This is a genomic window from Paenibacillus silagei (assembly GCF_017874735.1).
Classification (GTDB): Bacteria; Bacillota; Bacilli; order Paenibacillales; family Paenibacillaceae; genus Paenibacillus_AQ; species Paenibacillus_AQ silagei.
In genome coordinates, this window is sequence record NZ_JAGGLV010000044.1 from 1 (window position 1) to 17,416 (window position 17,416).

11 protein-coding genes are annotated in these 17,416 nt (G+C 54.6%); all 11 read left to right on the plus strand.

Annotated features, from left to right (window positions below; genetic code table 11):
- Positions 1-767 precede the first annotated feature (767 nt).
- The 11 genes from iolC (at position 768) to J2Z70_RS32650 (ending at position 17,356) form a co-directional block, all read left to right on the plus strand.
- Positions 768-1,778 (plus strand): 5-dehydro-2-deoxygluconokinase, encoded by a 1,011-nt coding sequence (gene iolC / locus J2Z70_RS32600; RefSeq protein ID WP_209879913.1) that lies wholly within the window; start codon positions 768-770, stop codon positions 1,776-1,778.
- A 47-nt stretch (positions 1,779-1,825) separates the two neighbouring features.
- On the plus strand, positions 1,826-3,286 hold the full coding sequence (locus J2Z70_RS32605) for a CoA-acylating methylmalonate-semialdehyde dehydrogenase (protein WP_036725762.1): 1,461 nt from the start codon (positions 1,826-1,828) through the stop codon (positions 3,284-3,286).
- 23 nt (positions 3,287-3,309) lie between these two features.
- Positions 3,310-5,256 (plus strand): 3D-(3,5/4)-trihydroxycyclohexane-1,2-dione acylhydrolase (decyclizing), encoded by a 1,947-nt coding sequence (iolD, locus tag J2Z70_RS32610; RefSeq protein ID WP_209879916.1) that lies wholly within the window; start codon positions 3,310-3,312, stop codon positions 5,254-5,256.
- 94 nt (positions 5,257-5,350) lie between these two features.
- Positions 5,351-6,247, plus strand: a complete 897-nt coding sequence (gene iolE, locus J2Z70_RS32615) for a myo-inosose-2 dehydratase (RefSeq protein ID WP_036725856.1) — start codon at positions 5,351-5,353, stop codon at positions 6,245-6,247.
- A gap of 349 nt (positions 6,248-6,596) precedes the next feature.
- Complete coding sequence (locus tag J2Z70_RS32620) at positions 6,597-8,864, plus strand: helix-turn-helix domain-containing protein (protein WP_209879918.1); 2,268 nt, start codon at positions 6,597-6,599, stop codon at positions 8,862-8,864.
- A gap of 412 nt (positions 8,865-9,276) precedes the next feature.
- Complete coding sequence (locus tag J2Z70_RS32625) at positions 9,277-10,890, plus strand: extracellular solute-binding protein (protein ID WP_209879921.1); 1,614 nt, start codon at positions 9,277-9,279, stop codon at positions 10,888-10,890.
- A gap of 137 nt (positions 10,891-11,027) precedes the next feature.
- Positions 11,028-11,867, plus strand: coding sequence for an ABC transporter permease (locus J2Z70_RS32630; protein WP_235191891.1), 840 nt, complete (start codon positions 11,028-11,030; stop codon positions 11,865-11,867).
- 25 nt (positions 11,868-11,892) lie between these two features.
- Complete coding sequence (locus J2Z70_RS32635) at positions 11,893-12,765, plus strand: carbohydrate ABC transporter permease (RefSeq protein WP_036725750.1); 873 nt, start codon at positions 11,893-11,895, stop codon at positions 12,763-12,765.
- A 79-nt stretch (positions 12,766-12,844) separates the two neighbouring features.
- On the plus strand, positions 12,845-13,747 hold the full coding sequence (locus J2Z70_RS32640; protein ID WP_076076924.1) for a sugar phosphate isomerase/epimerase family protein: 903 nt from the start codon (positions 12,845-12,847) through the stop codon (positions 13,745-13,747).
- 69 nt (positions 13,748-13,816) lie between these two features.
- Positions 13,817-15,595: a hypothetical protein gene (locus tag J2Z70_RS32645; RefSeq protein ID WP_209879924.1), complete on the plus strand. Its 1,779-nt coding sequence runs from the start codon at positions 13,817-13,819 to the stop codon at positions 15,593-15,595.
- Positions 15,596-15,973: 378 nt separating this feature from the next.
- Positions 15,974-17,356 (plus strand): radical SAM/SPASM domain-containing protein, encoded by a 1,383-nt coding sequence (locus J2Z70_RS32650; RefSeq protein ID WP_209879927.1) that lies wholly within the window; start codon positions 15,974-15,976, stop codon positions 17,354-17,356.
- Positions 17,357-17,416 lie beyond the last annotated feature (60 nt).

Below are 17,416 nucleotides of genomic sequence, written 5' to 3' on the forward strand. Positions count from 1 at the left end.
AAACGTTTTTTGGGGGCGGTGGGTCTTTTTTTGTCAAAACCCAGTCTGCGGCGCGTTTTCCGGTACTTTTATTTTCGTATTAAACCGAACACAATGGGCCGGTCGAGTGCGTGTTGGGCTAGCCCAGTCTCCCCATTAAGCAATGACGTGTGCTAAGTCGGAGAACAAGTGGATTTACTACAACTACTGAGGAACGATTGCCCGCCGGAGGGACAGTAGTTGGAAAAAGGGCACTTAAATAATCCGGACACCCCCCATGGAGGAAAAATCAATCACAGGAGTTGCTTTTTTTCCACTTGCTTGCTCCTAAGTATCAAAAAACGCGGAATTAAGCTGCGTTTTTCCACCTGTTTTTCGGGGGGGGGGATATCCCCCTTCATCTCCTTCCACCCGATTATTGATATCGCTTTCAAATTGAGGATTGCCAAAAGCGCACTTCTAAACTATACTAAAGTAGAAAATTAGGTTAAGCGCTTACCCTACCCCCGAGATGAAATGATGTTACGAAGGAAACAATCGAACGTTGAAATATTCAATCTACACGCCAAGCGACTCTTACAGCAGCATATCAAACTAACCTTACGTTAATACGATTTATAGCTTCACTGTAAGAATTACAGCTTCACTGTAAGAATTACAGCTTCACTGTACGAATTACAACTTCACTGTGTGATTCACAACTTCATTGTCCAATTCATGACGTTTTACAGCCATTCGTGTTACCGAACGAACTACCTTTTCCCTAGCTTGATCAAGGAGGCATCACTATGAACGGTTTACAGTTCGACCCTGACCGGCGGCTGGATGTAGTTGCTGTTGGCCGGTTGTGTATTGATTTGAACGCCAATGAGACCGGGCGGCCGATGGAAGAGACGATGACCTTCACCAAATATGTCGGCGGCTCTCCGGCGAATATTATCATTGGTGCAGCGCGGCTCGGCATGCGTACCGGCTTCATCGGCAAGCTGGCCGACGACCAGATGGGCAGGTTCATCCGCAGCTATCTGCGCAAGGATGGCATTGACGACAGCCAGGTGTGCGTGGACCGGACGGGTGCGGTGACGGGGCTGGCTTTTACAGAAATTAAGAGCCCGCAGGAATGCAGCATTCTAATGTACCGCGACCATGTGGCTGATCTGCTGCTGAACACGGAGGAGATCTCGGAGGAGTACATCGCCAGCTCCAAGGCGTTGCTCATATCCGGTACTGCTCTGGCGCAGAGCCCCTCCCGTGAAGCGGTGTTCCTGGCATTGGAATTTGCCCGCAAGCATAACGTGACCGTGTTCTTCGATCTCGATTACCGCCCTTATACCTGGACATCAGCCGCTGAAACGGCGGTCTACTATAACCTCGCAGCCGAGAAAAGCCACTGTATCATCGGTACACGCGAAGAATTCGACATGATGGAGAATCTCTACAATCTGGCTGGCGCTGATGATCAGGCCACGGCAGCCCGCTGGTTCTCGCATCAGGCAGAGCTGGTGGTCATCAAGCACGGCGGCAGCGGCTCGATTGGCTATACAGCGGATGGGCAGAGCCACCGGAGCGGGATTTTCCCGGCAAAAGTGCTCAAGACGTTCGGCGCAGGCGATTCCTATGCGTCAGCCTTCATCCACAGTCTGATGAGCGGGCACAGTGTCAGCGAGGCGATGCGGCGCGGCAGTGCCTCGGCCTCGATTGTCATCTCCCGCCACAGCTGCTCCGATGCTATGCCAACCCTGGAGGAGCTGGAGGATTTCCTGCGAACCAACGAGGAGGTTACAGCAGGCGCACAATAAGTAAGGGTAGTCAGCAGACTTTATATAGAACAGAAGGAGTGGACAGAATGACAGAGCAAACGGCACAAGTACTCAAAAATTATATCAACGGGCAATGGGTAACAGCCGATACGGAGCAGACAGAGCCGGTAGTGAATCCGGCCACAGGTGAGTTGCTGGGCAGAACGCCTCTATCCGGCAGAGCCGATGTAGACCGGGCGGTGGCGGCGGCTAAGGCAGCTTTTGCAGGCTGGTCCGCAACACCGGTGCCGCGCAGAGCACGGATTCTGTTCAAATATCAGCAGCTGCTGGTCGAGAATTGGGAGCCGCTGGCGAAGATCATCACCCTGGAGAACGGCAAAAGCTTCAAAGAAGCCTACGGCGAGGTCCAACGCGGCATTGAATGCGTAGAATTCGCAGCAGGTGCTCCGACACTGATGATGGGCCGGCAGCTGCCGGATATTGCGACTGGCATCGAGTCAGGCATGTACCGCTATCCGATTGGAGTGGTTGGCGGGATTACCCCGTTCAATTTCCCGATGATGGTGCCTTGCTGGATGTTCCCGCTGGCGATTGCCTGCGGCAACACCTTTGTGCTGAAGCCATCGGAGCGTACACCGCTGCTGGCGGCCCGCCTTGCGGAGCTGCTGGAGGAAGCCGGATTGCCTAACGGTGTGCTGAATGTGGTGAACGGCGCGCATGAGGTGGTGAACGGGCTGCTGGAGCACCCGGATGTGAAGGCGATTTCTTTTGTCGGATCCCAGCCGGTGGCGGAATATGTATACAAAAAAGGAACAGACCATCTCAAGCGCGTTCAGGCGCTAGCCGGAGCGAAGAACCACTCCATCGTGCTGGCGGACGCGAACCTGGAGGCTTCGGCCTCCCAGATTGTGAATGCGGCCTTCGGCTCTGCCGGGGAACGCTGCATGGCCTGCTCGGTGGTAACGGTGCAGGAGGAAGTCGCCGATGAGCTGATCTCGATCCTGCTGCGGGAGTGCAACAGCATGACCATCGGGAACGGGCTGGAGGAGGATACGTTCCTGGGGCCGGTGATCCGTCAAGGCCATAAAGAGCGGACAGTTAGCTACATTGAACAGGGGATCGCCGAAGGCGCGAAGCTGCTCAGGGATGGCCGTGAGGATGCGGCGGTACAGGGAGACGGTTATTTCATCGGACCTACGCTGTTCGACGGGGTGACGGAGGAGATGAAGATCTGGCAGGAGGAGATTTTTGCGCCGGTGCTGTCGGTGATCCGGGTGAAGGATGTAGCCCAGGCGGTGGAGATTGCGAATCGCTCGCGGTTTGCGAACGGCGCTTGTATCTTCACGAATGATGGCGGTAAAGTCCGTTACTTCCGCGAACATATCGAGTCCGGCATGCTGGGAGTCAATGTTGGAGTGCCTGCACCGATGGCCTTCTTCCCGTTCTCGGGCTGGAAGGATTCGTTCTACGGCGATCTTCATGCGAACGGAAGCGACGGGGTAGAATTCTATACGCGCAAAAAAGTCGTCACTGCCCGCTGGCAGTAGACAAGGCGAAGGGAGGACATGAAGTGGAACGTATCCGATTAACGACAGCGCAGGCGCTGGTTAAATTTCTGAATCAGCAGTATGTGGATTACGGCGGCGGGCCGGAACGCTTCGTGCACGGGGTATTCACCGTGTTCGGGCATGGCAATGTACTTGGATTGGGGCAGGCGCTGCAGGAGGCACCGGGAGAGCTGACGGTGTATCAGGGACGCAATGAGCAAGGGATGGTTCACGCGGCAACCGCGTTCGCCAAGCAGAGCCGCAGACGGAAGATTATTGCCTGTACGGCTTCAGTAGGGCCGGGGGCTGCTAATATGCTGACGGCTGCTGCAACAGCAACGGCGAATCAGATTCCTGTGCTGCTGCTGCCGGGAGATACCTTCGCTACCCGCCAGCCTGACCCGGTGCTCCAGCAGATGGAGCATACGTATAACTTGTCGATCACGGTCAATGACGCCTTCAAGGCAGTCAGCAAATACTGGGACCGGGTGACCCGGCCGGAGCAGCTGATGTCGGCCATGCTGAACGCGATGCGGGTGCTGACGGATCCGGGAGATACCGGGGCGGTTACGATTGCGCTGCCGCAGGATGTGCAGGGTGAGGCCTGGGAGTACCCGGCTGATTTCTTCCGCAAGCGGATTCACCGGGTCATCGCCCGGCTGCCTCATCCGCAGGAGATTGCGGCTGCGGCTGAGCTGATCGCCAGCAAGCAGCGGCCGCTGCTGGTCTGCGGCGGGGGTGTACGGTATGGGGATGCCGGAGCGGCGCTGCGCGCTTTTGCCGAGAAATTCGCCATTCCGTTCGGAGAGACCCAGGCTGGCAAAAGCGCCGTAGCCAGCAGCTTCGAGTACAACCTCGGCGGCATCGGCGTCACCGGCAACGGCTGCGCGAATGCGCTGGCCCCGGAGGCCGATCTGGTGATCGGCGTCGGTACCCGGTTCACGGACTTCACCACCGCCTCGAAGAGTCTGTTCAGTCATCCTGAGGTGGAATTCCTGACGCTGAACGCCTCGCCATATCATGCGGCCAAGCTGGATGCGCTGGCGGTGGTCTGCGATGCTGCCGAAGGCTTGAACGCCTTAGCCGCAGCGCTGGAAGAGCGGGGATACCGCTCTGCGTATACGGATGAGATCACCCAGGCGAAGAAATCGTGGGCTGCGGAGAGGGAACGCCTGGCTGGTGTGGAGTATCCGGTGAACACCGGCAACACAGGTGCGTTCACCCCGGAGGTAGCCGGTCATCTCGATGAGAAGCTCCCGGAATATGCAGAGGTGCTAGGCACCTCGCTGACCCAGACGCAGGTGCTGGGGATCATTAATGAAGCGATTCCGCAGGATGCGATTGTCATTGGAGCGGCGGGTAGTCTGCCGGGAGATATGCAGCGGATGTGGAACTCGGAGATACCGGATACCTACCATATGGAATACGGCTTCTCGTGTATGGGCTATGAGATTGCCGGGGCGCTGGGCATCAAGCTGGCTGAGCCGGGGCGTGAAGTCTACGCGCTGGTAGGGGACGGCAGCTACCAGATGCTGCATTCCGAGCTGGTAACCAGCCTGCAGGAGAACCGGAAGATCAACGTCCTTCTGCTGGATAATGCAGGCTTCGGCTGTATTAATAATCTGCAGATGGAGCAGGGAATGGACAGCATAGCCACAGAATTCCGCCACCGGGGTGCGGACGGCCAGCTCAGCGGTGAGCTGATGCGGATCGACTATGCGGCGAGTGCGGCCGGTTATGGGGTGCAGACCTTCCGCGCGTCTACAGCCCAGGAGCTTCGCACGGCCCTGGCGGGAGCCCGCCAATCGGAACGCTCCACGCTGATCGACATCAAAGTGCTGCCGAAGACGATGACCCACGGCTATGGGGCCTGGTGGAATGTCGGGGTTGCGGAAGTGTCCGGCAAGGAAGCGGTACAGGAGGCTTATGACCGGAAGCACAGCGGACTCAAGAAAGCCCGGAGCTACTAAGCGAGCGTTGCATGTGCGCGAACCAAGGCAGACGGCGCACAGTGGATCAAGGATTCTGCCATACTTGGGATTGTGGAAGGGGTAGAACATGAGCATGTTCAGAGACAATGCCGTCCGGCTGGCGATCGCTCCGATTGCCTGGACGAATGATGATATGCCTGAGCTGGGGGGCGGCAATACGTTCGAGCAATGCATCAGCGAGATGGCGCTTGCCGGATATGAGGGCAGCGAGGTGGGCAACAAGTATCCGCGTTCCCCGGAGCTTTTGCACAAGGCACTGGAACTGCGCGGTCTGAGTATCGCCAGTGCCTGGTTCAGCGCCTTCCTGACGGTGCGTCCGTATGAGGAGACAGCGGAAGCCTTCCGTGCGCACCGGGATTTCCTGCATGAGATGGGTGCCAAGGTCATTGTAGTATCCGAGCAGGGCCGGAGCATTCAGGGGCAGATGGATACGCCGCTGTTCGCTGACAAGCCGGTATTTACCGAAGCGGATTGGGCAGCGCTTGCGGCAGGTCTTAGCGGGCTGGGACGGCTGGCGGCTGAGAAGGGGATGACGCTGGTCTATCACCATCACATGGGCACCGGGGTGCAGACTGCAGCGGAGATTGCCCGGCTGATGGAGCTTACAGATCCTAATGAAGTATCGCTGCTATACGATACGGGACATCTGGCCTTCTCCGGCGAGAATCCTCTGGAGGTGCTGCGTGAGCATCTGCCGCGGATTAAGCATGTGCATCTTAAGGACATCCGTCCGGAGGTAGTCAAGCGGGTGAAGGCAGAGAACCTAAGCTTCCTTCAGGCGGTAAAAGCGGGAGCCTTCACCGTACCGGGCGATGGCTGCATCGCGTTCGGGGAGATTTTTGCCGAGCTGGCCGCTTCGCCCTACACGGGATGGTTCGTTGTTGAAGCGGAGCAGGACCCGGCGCTGGCCGATCCGCTGGAATATGCGATCAAGGCGCGGCGGTATATCCGGGAGCATAGCGGTTTGTAGCCTGCGGGTTTAGGGCGAGCCGCCTCGGGATAGATGATGTATAGGAGAGTATATGGTTTGAACATTTCACCCTTCGGGGTGATTTTGTTATTTCCCGCTATTCCCAAGCGGGCATTGGCATAGGTGCGCGGGGAGGGAGGGGCTGCGGGTAGAATGACTTTATCTGGTTAGCTGGAGGGGAAGCGCATGTGCTATAATGGCAGGAATTCGAACGGCGGTCAGTATGACCGGTTGCCGCAGATGAAATAGATCTGAAGTCCATAGCCGCCCCAGAGCAGCCTTGGACGATATGTATATGAAGCGGCCGGATGCGGCCGGGTATTCTGATGGTTGTGGAGGAGGTTGTCGAATGTCCCGTTCCTGGTATCGCCGGTTGCTGCTGTCTTATTTCCCTATATTTTTGCTGACGGTGACGATTCTGATCTTTGCCTCATTTGTGTTTATTAATGATATCTCCCGGACGGAGACGAAGAAGGCAGACCGCATCTCCGCCAGCTATCTCAGGGATAGTGTGGACCGGACGATCAAGGAAGCCGAGCTGTCGGTGCTGGATGCGGTAGAGCGGAGCGAGGTCTACAAACGTTATTTCAATACGCAGAGCCAGCCGGACCAGGCGACGATCTATGCGGTTGCCCAGAGTCTGCGCAATCTGATACAGGAATCCTCATATATCCAGTCGGTGTATTTGTATGACCGTGTGCGTGGAAGCGTTCTTACCGATACGGGGCTGAAGGAGCTGGAGGGATTCGCCGATGAGGACTGGATCAGGGCTATGACTTCGACTCCGGCAGTACCGGAAGGCTGGCAACCGGTCAGGGATTATCATTCGGGTCTGTCCCAGCGTACAGAAATTCGTGTGCTGACAACCAATAAAGCAATGCCGCTTCCCTTCGGCTCCGGGGGAATACTGGTCATTAACATTAAAGTGAGTGCCCTGGAGCAGCTCATCGACAGCATGGTTAACCAGCAGCTCTCGTTCATGACTATTCTGGACGGCAATGGCAACAGCGTGTACCAGGCCCATTCCGATACGGAAGGTGCGGCTGACGGCAAGCTGCTGAACACACTTAAGCTGGAGAGAACCGGCTGGACGTTCGAGAGCGGAATCAAGGCGGGGAATCTGTTCAGTTGGGTCTCTGTGATCTCTTATCTCTGGGTAGCGATTGCGGTGGGGACCGTGCTGTGTGCGGTATTGTATCTGATCTATGTAACCCGGCGCAATTATAAGCCGATCCAGGTGATTATGAACCGGATTGAAGGCCATCAGATCCGCACGATGGATCAGTCTACCGACAGGCCGGACGAGATGATGCTGATTGACGGCGTGCTGGAGAATCTAATTAACCACATGACCGATTATGATACCAAAACCAGGGAGAACCTGCTGCTGCAGCGCAGCAAGCTGTTCACCGATCTGCTGCACAGCGAGCGGCTGGAGCAGGTGACCCGGCGGCTGGAGGAGCTGTCTCCGCTTACCGGTGCGAATGCTTCCTCGCGCTTCATCGTTGTGCTTGGGGAGATCAACCGCTATGAGCAGGTATTCGAGGACCGGTATACCCGGGGGGATCAGAATACGCTGAAGTTTGCCCTGATGAATGTATTTCAGGAATTGGCACGGAATGCGGAGCTGCAGGGATGGGCAGAATGGGTGGGAACCGAACGCGCAGCGATTCTGTTCCTGGCGACTGGCAGCGATCAGGAGATGGAGGCCAAGCTCCGGGTCTTCGCGGAGGATTGCCGCTCCTGGGTCGAGCAGAATCTGCGGATCTCGCTCAGCTTCGGTATCGGCTCCGCTGCCGCCGGGCCGGGGATGATCCGGGAGTCTTATGCGGCAGCCGAATATGTGATGCAGCACAAGCTGCTGATTCATGAGGATATCGTCTTGGCAGGCAGCGGCGAAGCGCGCCAGCCGCTGCTTGAGACGTATAAATATCTGCAGATGATTGCTGAATTCGTGAAGTATTTCCGCATGTCGAGCGGCCAGTGGCGGGAGCAGCTGGAACGGATCTTCGAGTCGTTTGAACAGGATTTCCTGAAGGACGAGGATATCCGTTCCCTGATCCAGGCTATGCTGCAGATGCTGAGCCGGGAAGTGGCGGTAATGTCTGAACAACTGCAGGACGAGCTGTCGGCAGAGAATGCAGAGGTCCGGCTGAAGCAGCTGGAGGAGGCCGAGGCGCTCCATGAAGTGAAAACCATTCTATTCGAATATGTCACCGATCTATTCCGCACCTATGTCTCTGCCAGCGAAACGAAGAGCTACCGGGCCATGGTCAATGAGATGAAGGATTATATCGAAGAGAATTTCACGAATCCCGATCTCTCGCTGAAGCATCTGAGTGACCGGTTCCAGGTCTCCGGCAAATATGCCAGCTATCTGTTCAAAACCGAATTCAAAATGAAGTTCGTGGATTTCCTAACTGAGCTGCGGATGAAGCAAGCCGAGCAGCTGCTGATAGATACGGATTGTTCCCTCCAGGATATCGCACTTCAAGTAGGGTATGGGAATGCCATTTCATTCGGAAGAGTCTTCAAGCGGATTGCCGGCATCACGCCGGGCGATTACCGCTCCTCCAGACGCCGCGAAGCAGCCTCCAGATTGGAGCCGCAGGACTAGCGTAAGCTGGGGAAATGAAGGAATTCCGTTTGATGGTGAAGCATGGGATTCATCTGCCGCAGTCGTGTAAGGTCCAGGCCGCATTTCTCTTACGCCAACCTCTGAACAAGGGGGGGCGAATAGCGATGCGGCCTGTGTTTTTGCTGATATGAAAGCGGTTTATTGTACGAAAATCGTTGGTCTGATAAACCGGATGTCCGAATTCAGGCGCTTTATCGCATCCGAAACAGGTTTATTGTCAGACCTCCGAAAGTTATGGAATACTGTGGTCATCCCGCAGCAGCAAGCAGCCTTGAAACACTGAGGCCGGCCTACATGAACGGGATGAACGAATAAGACATACGGGCATCATCAAGCTCGGGGGTATCATGAAGTCACCATTATAGCCTGCTAAGGCGAGGGAGATGGAACAATGACAGTGAACGTAAACCAAAGAGTTCTGAAGAAGGCAATCGGCATCGGCTTGACCGCAGTAATGGGAGCTACTCTGCTTGCAGGCTGTTCCTCAGACGGTAAATCGAATTCGGCAGCCGGAGGTACAGACGCACCCGGGAAGAGCGCGGAACGCGTAACCTTGAAGGTGGAGATCTTCGACCGCGGTAAAACGCCGAAGCAATACACCATTACCAACAACTTCGTGTCCCAGATGATTCAGAAAAATTTCGGTGATCCTAATAATATCAATGTAGAATTTGTCCCGGTGCAGCGTTCTGAAGAAGTGACCAAGTTGAACGTATTGATGGCCAGTAATACGGATGTGCCGGATATTGTCTTCACTTATGATTCCAGTGTCTTCTACCGTTACGCCCAGCAGGGCGGGTTGACCGACGTAGGTTCCTTATTAGAGGAGCACGGCCAGACGCTGAAGAAATTCATTGGTGACGAGACGATGGCCTTCGGCCAGCTCGACGGCAAGCAGTTCGCTATCCCTGGTAAACGGGCGATTACAGGCCGTTACGCTTCATACATCCGCCAGGACTGGCTGGATAAGCTGGGGCTGCCGGTACCGAAGAACACCGATGAGCTATACACTACTTTGAAAGCGTTTAAAGAGAAGGACCCGGGCGGTCTTGGCAGCAAAACCATTCCGATGGGCATGTCCCTCGGCTCGGCTCAGCTGGAGACCCTGATCTACTCCTTCATCAAGCCGATCAGCGGCGACCTTACTTACAGCCAGCGCTACGAGCTGCCGCTGCATGAGGGCTTCAAGGATGCGGCACAGTTCCTCAACAAGCTCTACAATGAAGGGCTGGTCAGCAAGGACTTCAGTCTGGATGAAGACAAAGCCCAGGTATCCAAGGATATTCAGAACGGCAACGTCGGCTTCTGGTCGGAGGATGTGGATAGTATGTTTTATGCCGATGGCACTCTTGATAATCTCTACAAGAATGTGCCGGGCAGCAAGGTGCTGCCGGCGGATATCCTCACCAATGCCAAGGTTGACAATAAATATATCAAATCCCGCTATGCCTCGAACGGTATGTACATCATGATCCCTAAGAGCAGCAAGCGTGCGGTGGAAGCGGTGAAATATCTCGATTGGATGGCGACTGGCAACAACCTGATTGACATTTACAACGGTGTTGAAGGCGAGAACTATGACATGGTGGAAGGCATCCCGGTTGTTAAGGCTGATGTTTCCCAGGAGTTCCAAGACCGTCTGTTCACTTCCGGGGACACCGCAATTATCTCCAACGGTAAGAACCTCGGCGATCAGGCTACCAATGAGAAAGCCTGGATTCTGGGCTTCCCTGCCAACAACCAGGAGGCGCTGAAGCAGTCTATTGATATTGCCAACACAGATACTGTGGGTCCTATCGTCTTCGGCAAGCCGATTGAATCGGAATCGAAATACGGCACTACGCTCAGCGACAAGCTTAACGTGATCATCGTGAAGACTGCGATGGCGAAGCCGGATCAATTCGATACTATTTTCGAACAGGAAATGAAGGACTACATGTCTCTGGGCGGAGACAAGCTGAAAGCGGAGCTGGAGCAGGCGCTTACAGAGATTTCAGCCAAATAAACTAAAAAAAGTGAAAACCGGGGGGAGCTGGCATGCTGCTCTGCCCGGTTTTTTCTCCATAGGAGGAGAGGAACTTGAGCAAAGCGTCTTACATCAGAAGGTACTGGCAACTATACGCGCTGCTTTCACTGCCCATTATGTATTTCCTGATTTTCCGCTACGGCCCGATGTACGGGGTGCAGATTGCCTTTAAGGATTTCAACCTGTTCCAAGGCATCAACGGCAGTGAGTGGATCGGCTTCGATGCGTTCCGCGAAGTGTTTGGCATGAAGGAGTTTTACAGCAGTCTGCGCAATACGTTTATGCTGAATTTTCTCGATTTGATAGTGTCTTTCCCGGCCCCGATTATTCTGGCTATTATGCTGTATGAAGTGAAGTCGGTATGGTTCAAAAAAATATCACAGACCCTCCTCTACATTCCCCATTTCATTTCCTGGGTGATTATCGGGGGTATCGTCTATCAATTGTTCGGCAACCAATCCGGTATGGTGAACGGTGTACTGGAGAGCATGGGGCTGAATCCTATTCCTTTTTTGACCGAAAAAAATCCATGGCTGATTACCTACCTGTTCACGGGTGTCTGGCAAAGTGCCGGCTGGGGGACCATCCTGTATCTGGCGGCGCTTACCGGTGTCAACCGCGAGCTGTTCGAGGCTGCTGAAGTGGATGGGGCTACCCGGATGAAGAAGATCTTCTACATTACGCTGCCCAGTATCAAGCCAACCATTATTACCCTGCTCATTCTCAACCTGGGGAAAATGGTCAGCATCGGCTTCGATCGTCCTTACATCATCGGGAATACGGCAGTGCGCGAATACTCCGATGTGCTTAGTACCTTCGTCTACCGGATTGGTCTGGAATCGGGCCAATATACGCTGGCAACTGTAGTTGGATTGTTCCAGGCGGTGGTTGGACTGGTGTTCATCCTTGGTTCCAATTATATATCGAAAAAAGTGACCGGCGACGGCATTCTATGATTATACAGAAAGGAGGCGGAGTACGATGAGTGAACGTACCTCTAACCGGATATTCGATATCGTTAACGTTACCTTTATTGCACTGTTCGTGCTGTTCTGCCTGGCTCCGTTTATACACGTTATTGCGGTGTCCCTCAGCTCCACGCGGGCTATTACTTCCGGGGAAGTTACGATTTTCCCGATTGAGCTGAACTGGAAGGCGTATGTGCAGGTTTTCACCGACAATGCGATGATCCGCTCGCTGATCTTCACCATTATTTTGACGGTTGCGACTACGGTATTATGTATGCTTTTCACCGTTGCAGCTGCTTACCCGCTGACCAAAAGCAAGCTGAAGGGCCGTACGATGTTCATGTACCTGATCATCATCACCATGTTCTTCAGCGGCGGTATTATTCCTGAGTACCTGCTGATCCGTGATCTGCATATGATCGATTCTGTATGGTCGCTGATTCTGCCCGGTCTGGTCAGCCCGTTCAACCTGATTATCCTGATCTCCTTCTTCCGCAGCATTCCGCCGAGTCTGGAAGAATCGGCCGAGATTGACGGCAGCTCGCATATCCGCACCCTGCTCAAAATCGTTCTGCCGTTATCTATGCCGGTTATGGCTACACTTGCGCTCTTCTATGCGGTAGGACGCTGGAACGGATTCCAGGATTCCCTGATGTATATCAATAATCCCGATCTGTATCCGCTTCAGCTGAAGCTCTTCCAGATGGTTCAGAACAATATGATCACTGAGCTGACGAACCTGGAGGGGGCGGCCCGCACCAAGCTGCCGCCGGAGAGCCTCAAGGCCGCCACTGTCGTCTTCGCCACGGTGCCGATTCTGGTCGTCTATCCTTGGCTGCAGAAATATTTCGTCAGTGGTGTTATGCTGGGAGCTGTGAAGGGCTGATTGATATTACTTAGGCGTTGCGAGAGGAGAGACGGTCGTGGAGGATAAGGGAGAATTCTCCTTCTCCACCTGCTGGAATATGAGACGTCATTCTACAGGTGATGGATTACTTAATGAGATCCGGGAGCTGGGGTTCCGCAGGGTGGAGCTGAATTATAATGTGACGGAGGAAATGCTGGTTACCATCGAGCCGATGATTGAACGCGGGGAGATCGGTATATCGAGCGTTCATAATACGTTCCCCCATGTCCCGGACCCTGACTACGGCACGGATTCGGTCCTGCTGGGCTTCGAGGACAAGGAGAAACGGAAGCGGGCGATAGACCTGCTGGTTCGCTCGGCAGAATACGCTCAGCGTTACGGCGGCGAAGCAGTGGTAGTGCATCCGGGCGAGGTACCGTTCCCGTATGATATCTCCGGGGAGCTGGAGCAGATCTACGAGGGGCAGGGCAGGGATTCGGCAGCTTACCGCAGCAAATGGGCGGAGCTGATGGAGCGGCGTGAAGCGTATAGTACAGGCTATGTGCAGACCATTATCGAGAGTCTGGACGAGGTGTGTAACCGCGCGGTGTCCAAGGGGCTGAATATCCGCTTCGGCATCGAGACCCGCTCCAAGCCGCAGCAGATTCCGACACTGGCGGAAGCGAAGACGATCATCCATGCCTTAAAGGGAGCGCCTGTCGGCATCTGGTACGACACGGGTCACGCTATTCTGATGGACCGTCTGGGCCTGTATGACAGTATAGGGGAAATGGAAGGGCTGATGGATGATATCGTCGGTGTCCATATTCATGAGACGATCGGCCTTGCCGACCACTGGTGCCCTTATGTGAACAGCGGAGATCCGGATTTCTACGATGCTTATCTGCCGATGATTGAACGGGCGCAGGTCAAGGTGTATGAACTGAAGGCGGCCTGCCGCCCGGAAGAGATACATGAGAGCCACCGTCTGCTTACAGCCAAGCTGGCGCGCAGAGGATAGGCCGCAGGCGGATGGGCATCAGAGGAATCAGAGAAATTAGCCAGAGAGCTTCCCGCAAGGAGGAACCTAATGTATAAGCAATTGGTAGAGAGTAATGACAGAGCAGTAGAGCAGGGAATTCCCCGGCAGGTGCTGGATCAGAGCAACCTGTATTATGGGGGAACCCTTGATCCCCATACGGGGATTGCCTGGGTGAATCACACCACTGGTACCCCGACGGATATGTGTTACTGGGGTGCGGCGCTGGTGAACCCGGATTCGAAGTATTACCGGGATGAGGAGCTGCTGGAACGGCTGAAGCTGGCGACGGAGTTCGTGCTGCGCTTCCAGCATCAGGACGGCTCCATCTCCCCGGGCTGGACGAATTATCATTCGCCGCCGGATACGGCCTTCGTTGTGGTCGGCTACGCGCAGTTATATCAGCTGCTGGCGAAGCAGGAGTGGCCGCCGCTTCAGCCGGTGCTGGACAACATGCTCCTGTTCCTGGAGCAGTCCCTCCCCGTAATGCTTACGGGCGGGGTCCATACTCCGAATCACCGCTGGGTGATGTGCGCGGCGCTAGGGTTTCTTTATGAGCTGTTCGGCAGAGAAGAGGCCCGGCAGCGGGCGGATGAATGGCTGGCAGAAGGAATGGACATCACGCCGGACGGGGAATGGACCGAGCGGAGCAACGGCATCTACAGCGCCGTAAGTGATATTATGCTGATTCATGCCGCCCGGCTGCTGGATAAGCCGGAGCTGCTGGAACCGGTGCGCCGGAACCTGCACATGATGGTCTACCTTGTTCACCCGTCCGGCGAAGTCGTGACCGATTATTCCGGGCGGCAGGATCTGGGGGTGCTCCATGATCTGTCTCCTTATTATCTGCCGTATGCGATCCTTGCCCGTTCGGACAAGGATGCCGTGCTGGCCGGTATGGCGGAATGGGCCGGACGCTCCTTGTTGAGTCCGGGCGTCTGCTCGGTGAACGCCCTGGTACGTATGCTGCTGGAGCCGGAGCTGCAGCAGCCGCCGGAGGCTACAGCAGAGCTGCCTGTACAGTATGAGCAAATCCTGAACGGTGATTTCCTGCGGGAGCGCTATCTGCAAAGAATGGAGTCAGCGGGTCACCAGGGACGGATCTACCACAGCCGGCTGCATACCGACTTCGGGGCGCCTGTGGCCCGGCTCAGAGACGGGGCGACCAGCGTGACGCTGATCACGGAGACGCCTTCGTTCTTCGCGATGCGTCACGGTGCTGTAAGGCTACTGGCCGTGCAGCTGAATACCAGCTTCTACCCCGGATTCGTGCCGATGCAGGAGATGACCCGGCTGCCGGAGGGCTACCTGCTGAAGGGCGTGCAGAAGAAGGGCTACTACGGTCCGGTGGAGAGTGCGCTTCTCCCGCCGGAAGCGGGTACGGCTGTCAGTCCGTGGTATCTTTTGCCGCATCAGAGCCGTCCGCTGACCCATGAACAGACGTTGTCTGTGGAGACTGAGGTACACCGTACGGAGACGGGCTGGACTATCCGGCTGCACTGCGCGGAACCAGCCCAGGTCCTGGCTCAGTTGTCCTTCAAATTCGGCTGGGAAGGTAACTTCGCTTCAGGTGAGCTTCCGCCAGCGGATCAGAACAACTTCACCCTGGGAGAACTACAGTCAGTGGATGAGGATAACTTCCTGTGGAGCGGCGGGCAGATTCGGTATACTTCTGGCGGAGAGTGGATCGACCTGACGGGCGGCGAAATGGCCCATCTCGGCAGAACATCCCCGGAACCCGGCCCGCCGAAGAGCTACAAAACCGTGCAGGTTAACCTGGTGACCCCGTTTGACAAGACATTTACGCTAACTCTCTCTCCTGCGCAGTAGAGTTGGCAGAAGTAGTAGCGTGTGGGCGATGGCATGTTCGCTTGGATACCAGATCTGATAAAAACACTTATGTGCTCGCAATACACCAGACTTTTCGGAGGCTGGTGTATTTGGCGTGAGGATACGGTTGGCAAAATGAGGAGCATAAGTGCACTTGATTTTGGAGAAAGTTGGCGGCAGGTGCGGACTGGAGTGGTTAACCGCTTCTATCCACTTATTGCAAGAGTAATTGGAAATTTCTATTTCTCTGTTTTTTTATCATTTAATAGATTATTTCCTATTTTATGACTTTTATCATAGTTGTCCATCAGGAAAAGTTTTACATTATTTACAAGTTAGTAAATGCAACTCTATCAGTCCTGAGGAGGATGAGGGCGTATGAGATTGTCTAAGTATAACTACAAACACAGATTAAGCGATGATGTTCTGCTGATCATGAATACATTAACCGGCGCTGTAGACTTGGTTGAGCCTAAGGTAGCCCGTGTTCTTTTTAATAGAAGCTCTGATACATCTGCATTAAACGATCTGGATCCGGAAACGCGTACCCTGCTTAAGAGCAGAGGGTATCTCACGGATATGAGTGAAGAACAATATGTCCGTGAATCACTTGAAACCTACTACCGCTCTCATCCGGCCTTACAATTCACAATCTGCCCCACCTACAAATGCAACCTCGCCTGCCCTTATTGCTTCCAATCGGACATTCACCAGGACTCGCCGACGCTTGACCTTGCACAGATTAATGAGATATTTCAGGCGATGGATCAGATGGTGCATCTGAAGCCTGAGGCGGCCGTCCAGTTCGAGCTTTTCGGGGGCGAGCCCTTCCTGGCCCGTAATCAATCTCAGGTGGAGTATATTTTACAGCAGGCTATTGAGCGGAGTTGGCCTATTCTCTCCATTACGAACGGTACCGAACTCGGTGCGTATTTCCCTTTTTTGCAGAAGCACTCGGCGCATTTCCGCCATATGCAAATCACACTGGACGGCCCGAAGGAGATCCACGACCAGCTGCGTAAATACAGGAACAACAGCGGCAGCTATGATCTTATCTGCTCAAACATTACTTTTCTCCTGGAGCACCATATACCCGTAACCGTCCGAATCAACACAGGCCGGGAGAATGTCCGGCATTTGCCGGAGATGTTCGCCGGGTTCGAGCGGCTTCAGTGGACAAGCTCACCTGATTTCTCCTGCCAGATTGCCCCGATCAATGATAATTTCAATACGGGGAAGGTTGCCGGCTTCCAGCCTGAATCTGATCTTCTGAAGCAGCTTCATTTACTCTTCCCGGATTGGGAAGCCACCCGGCGCAGGTATAAGGTCAGCCTGGGGTATTTCATGGAGAAGAAGCTGCGGATACTCCGCAAAGCTATGTTTGACACAGACGATGACCACTATTACTTCGATCTGTCCGGCTGCAGTGCTTCAAAGCGTCATAATCTCGTATTTGGTGCAGACGGGCGGCTGTATCCTTGTGTTGAAACCGTCGGATTCCCGGATTATTCGATTGGAAGCTACCTTCAAGGGCTGCATTTGGATGAAGAGAAGTGGCAGAGATGGCACCGGGATATCGTGGTGAATGACAAATGCAGACACTGTAATCTTGCGCCTCTCTGTGGGGGCGGCTGCGTACTGAAAGGAAGCAGAGACGGGGAATTACGGGATTTCGAATCGAACTGCAGCGATACAAGGCAATATCTGAAGACCTATCTCGATCTTCACCGGGACCGTCTGCTCGAAAGCTATTGCCAGTGAACTCCATTAACCTGATGTCAAGGTATTTACCTTGCCATAAATATTCTTAGAGGAGAGGAG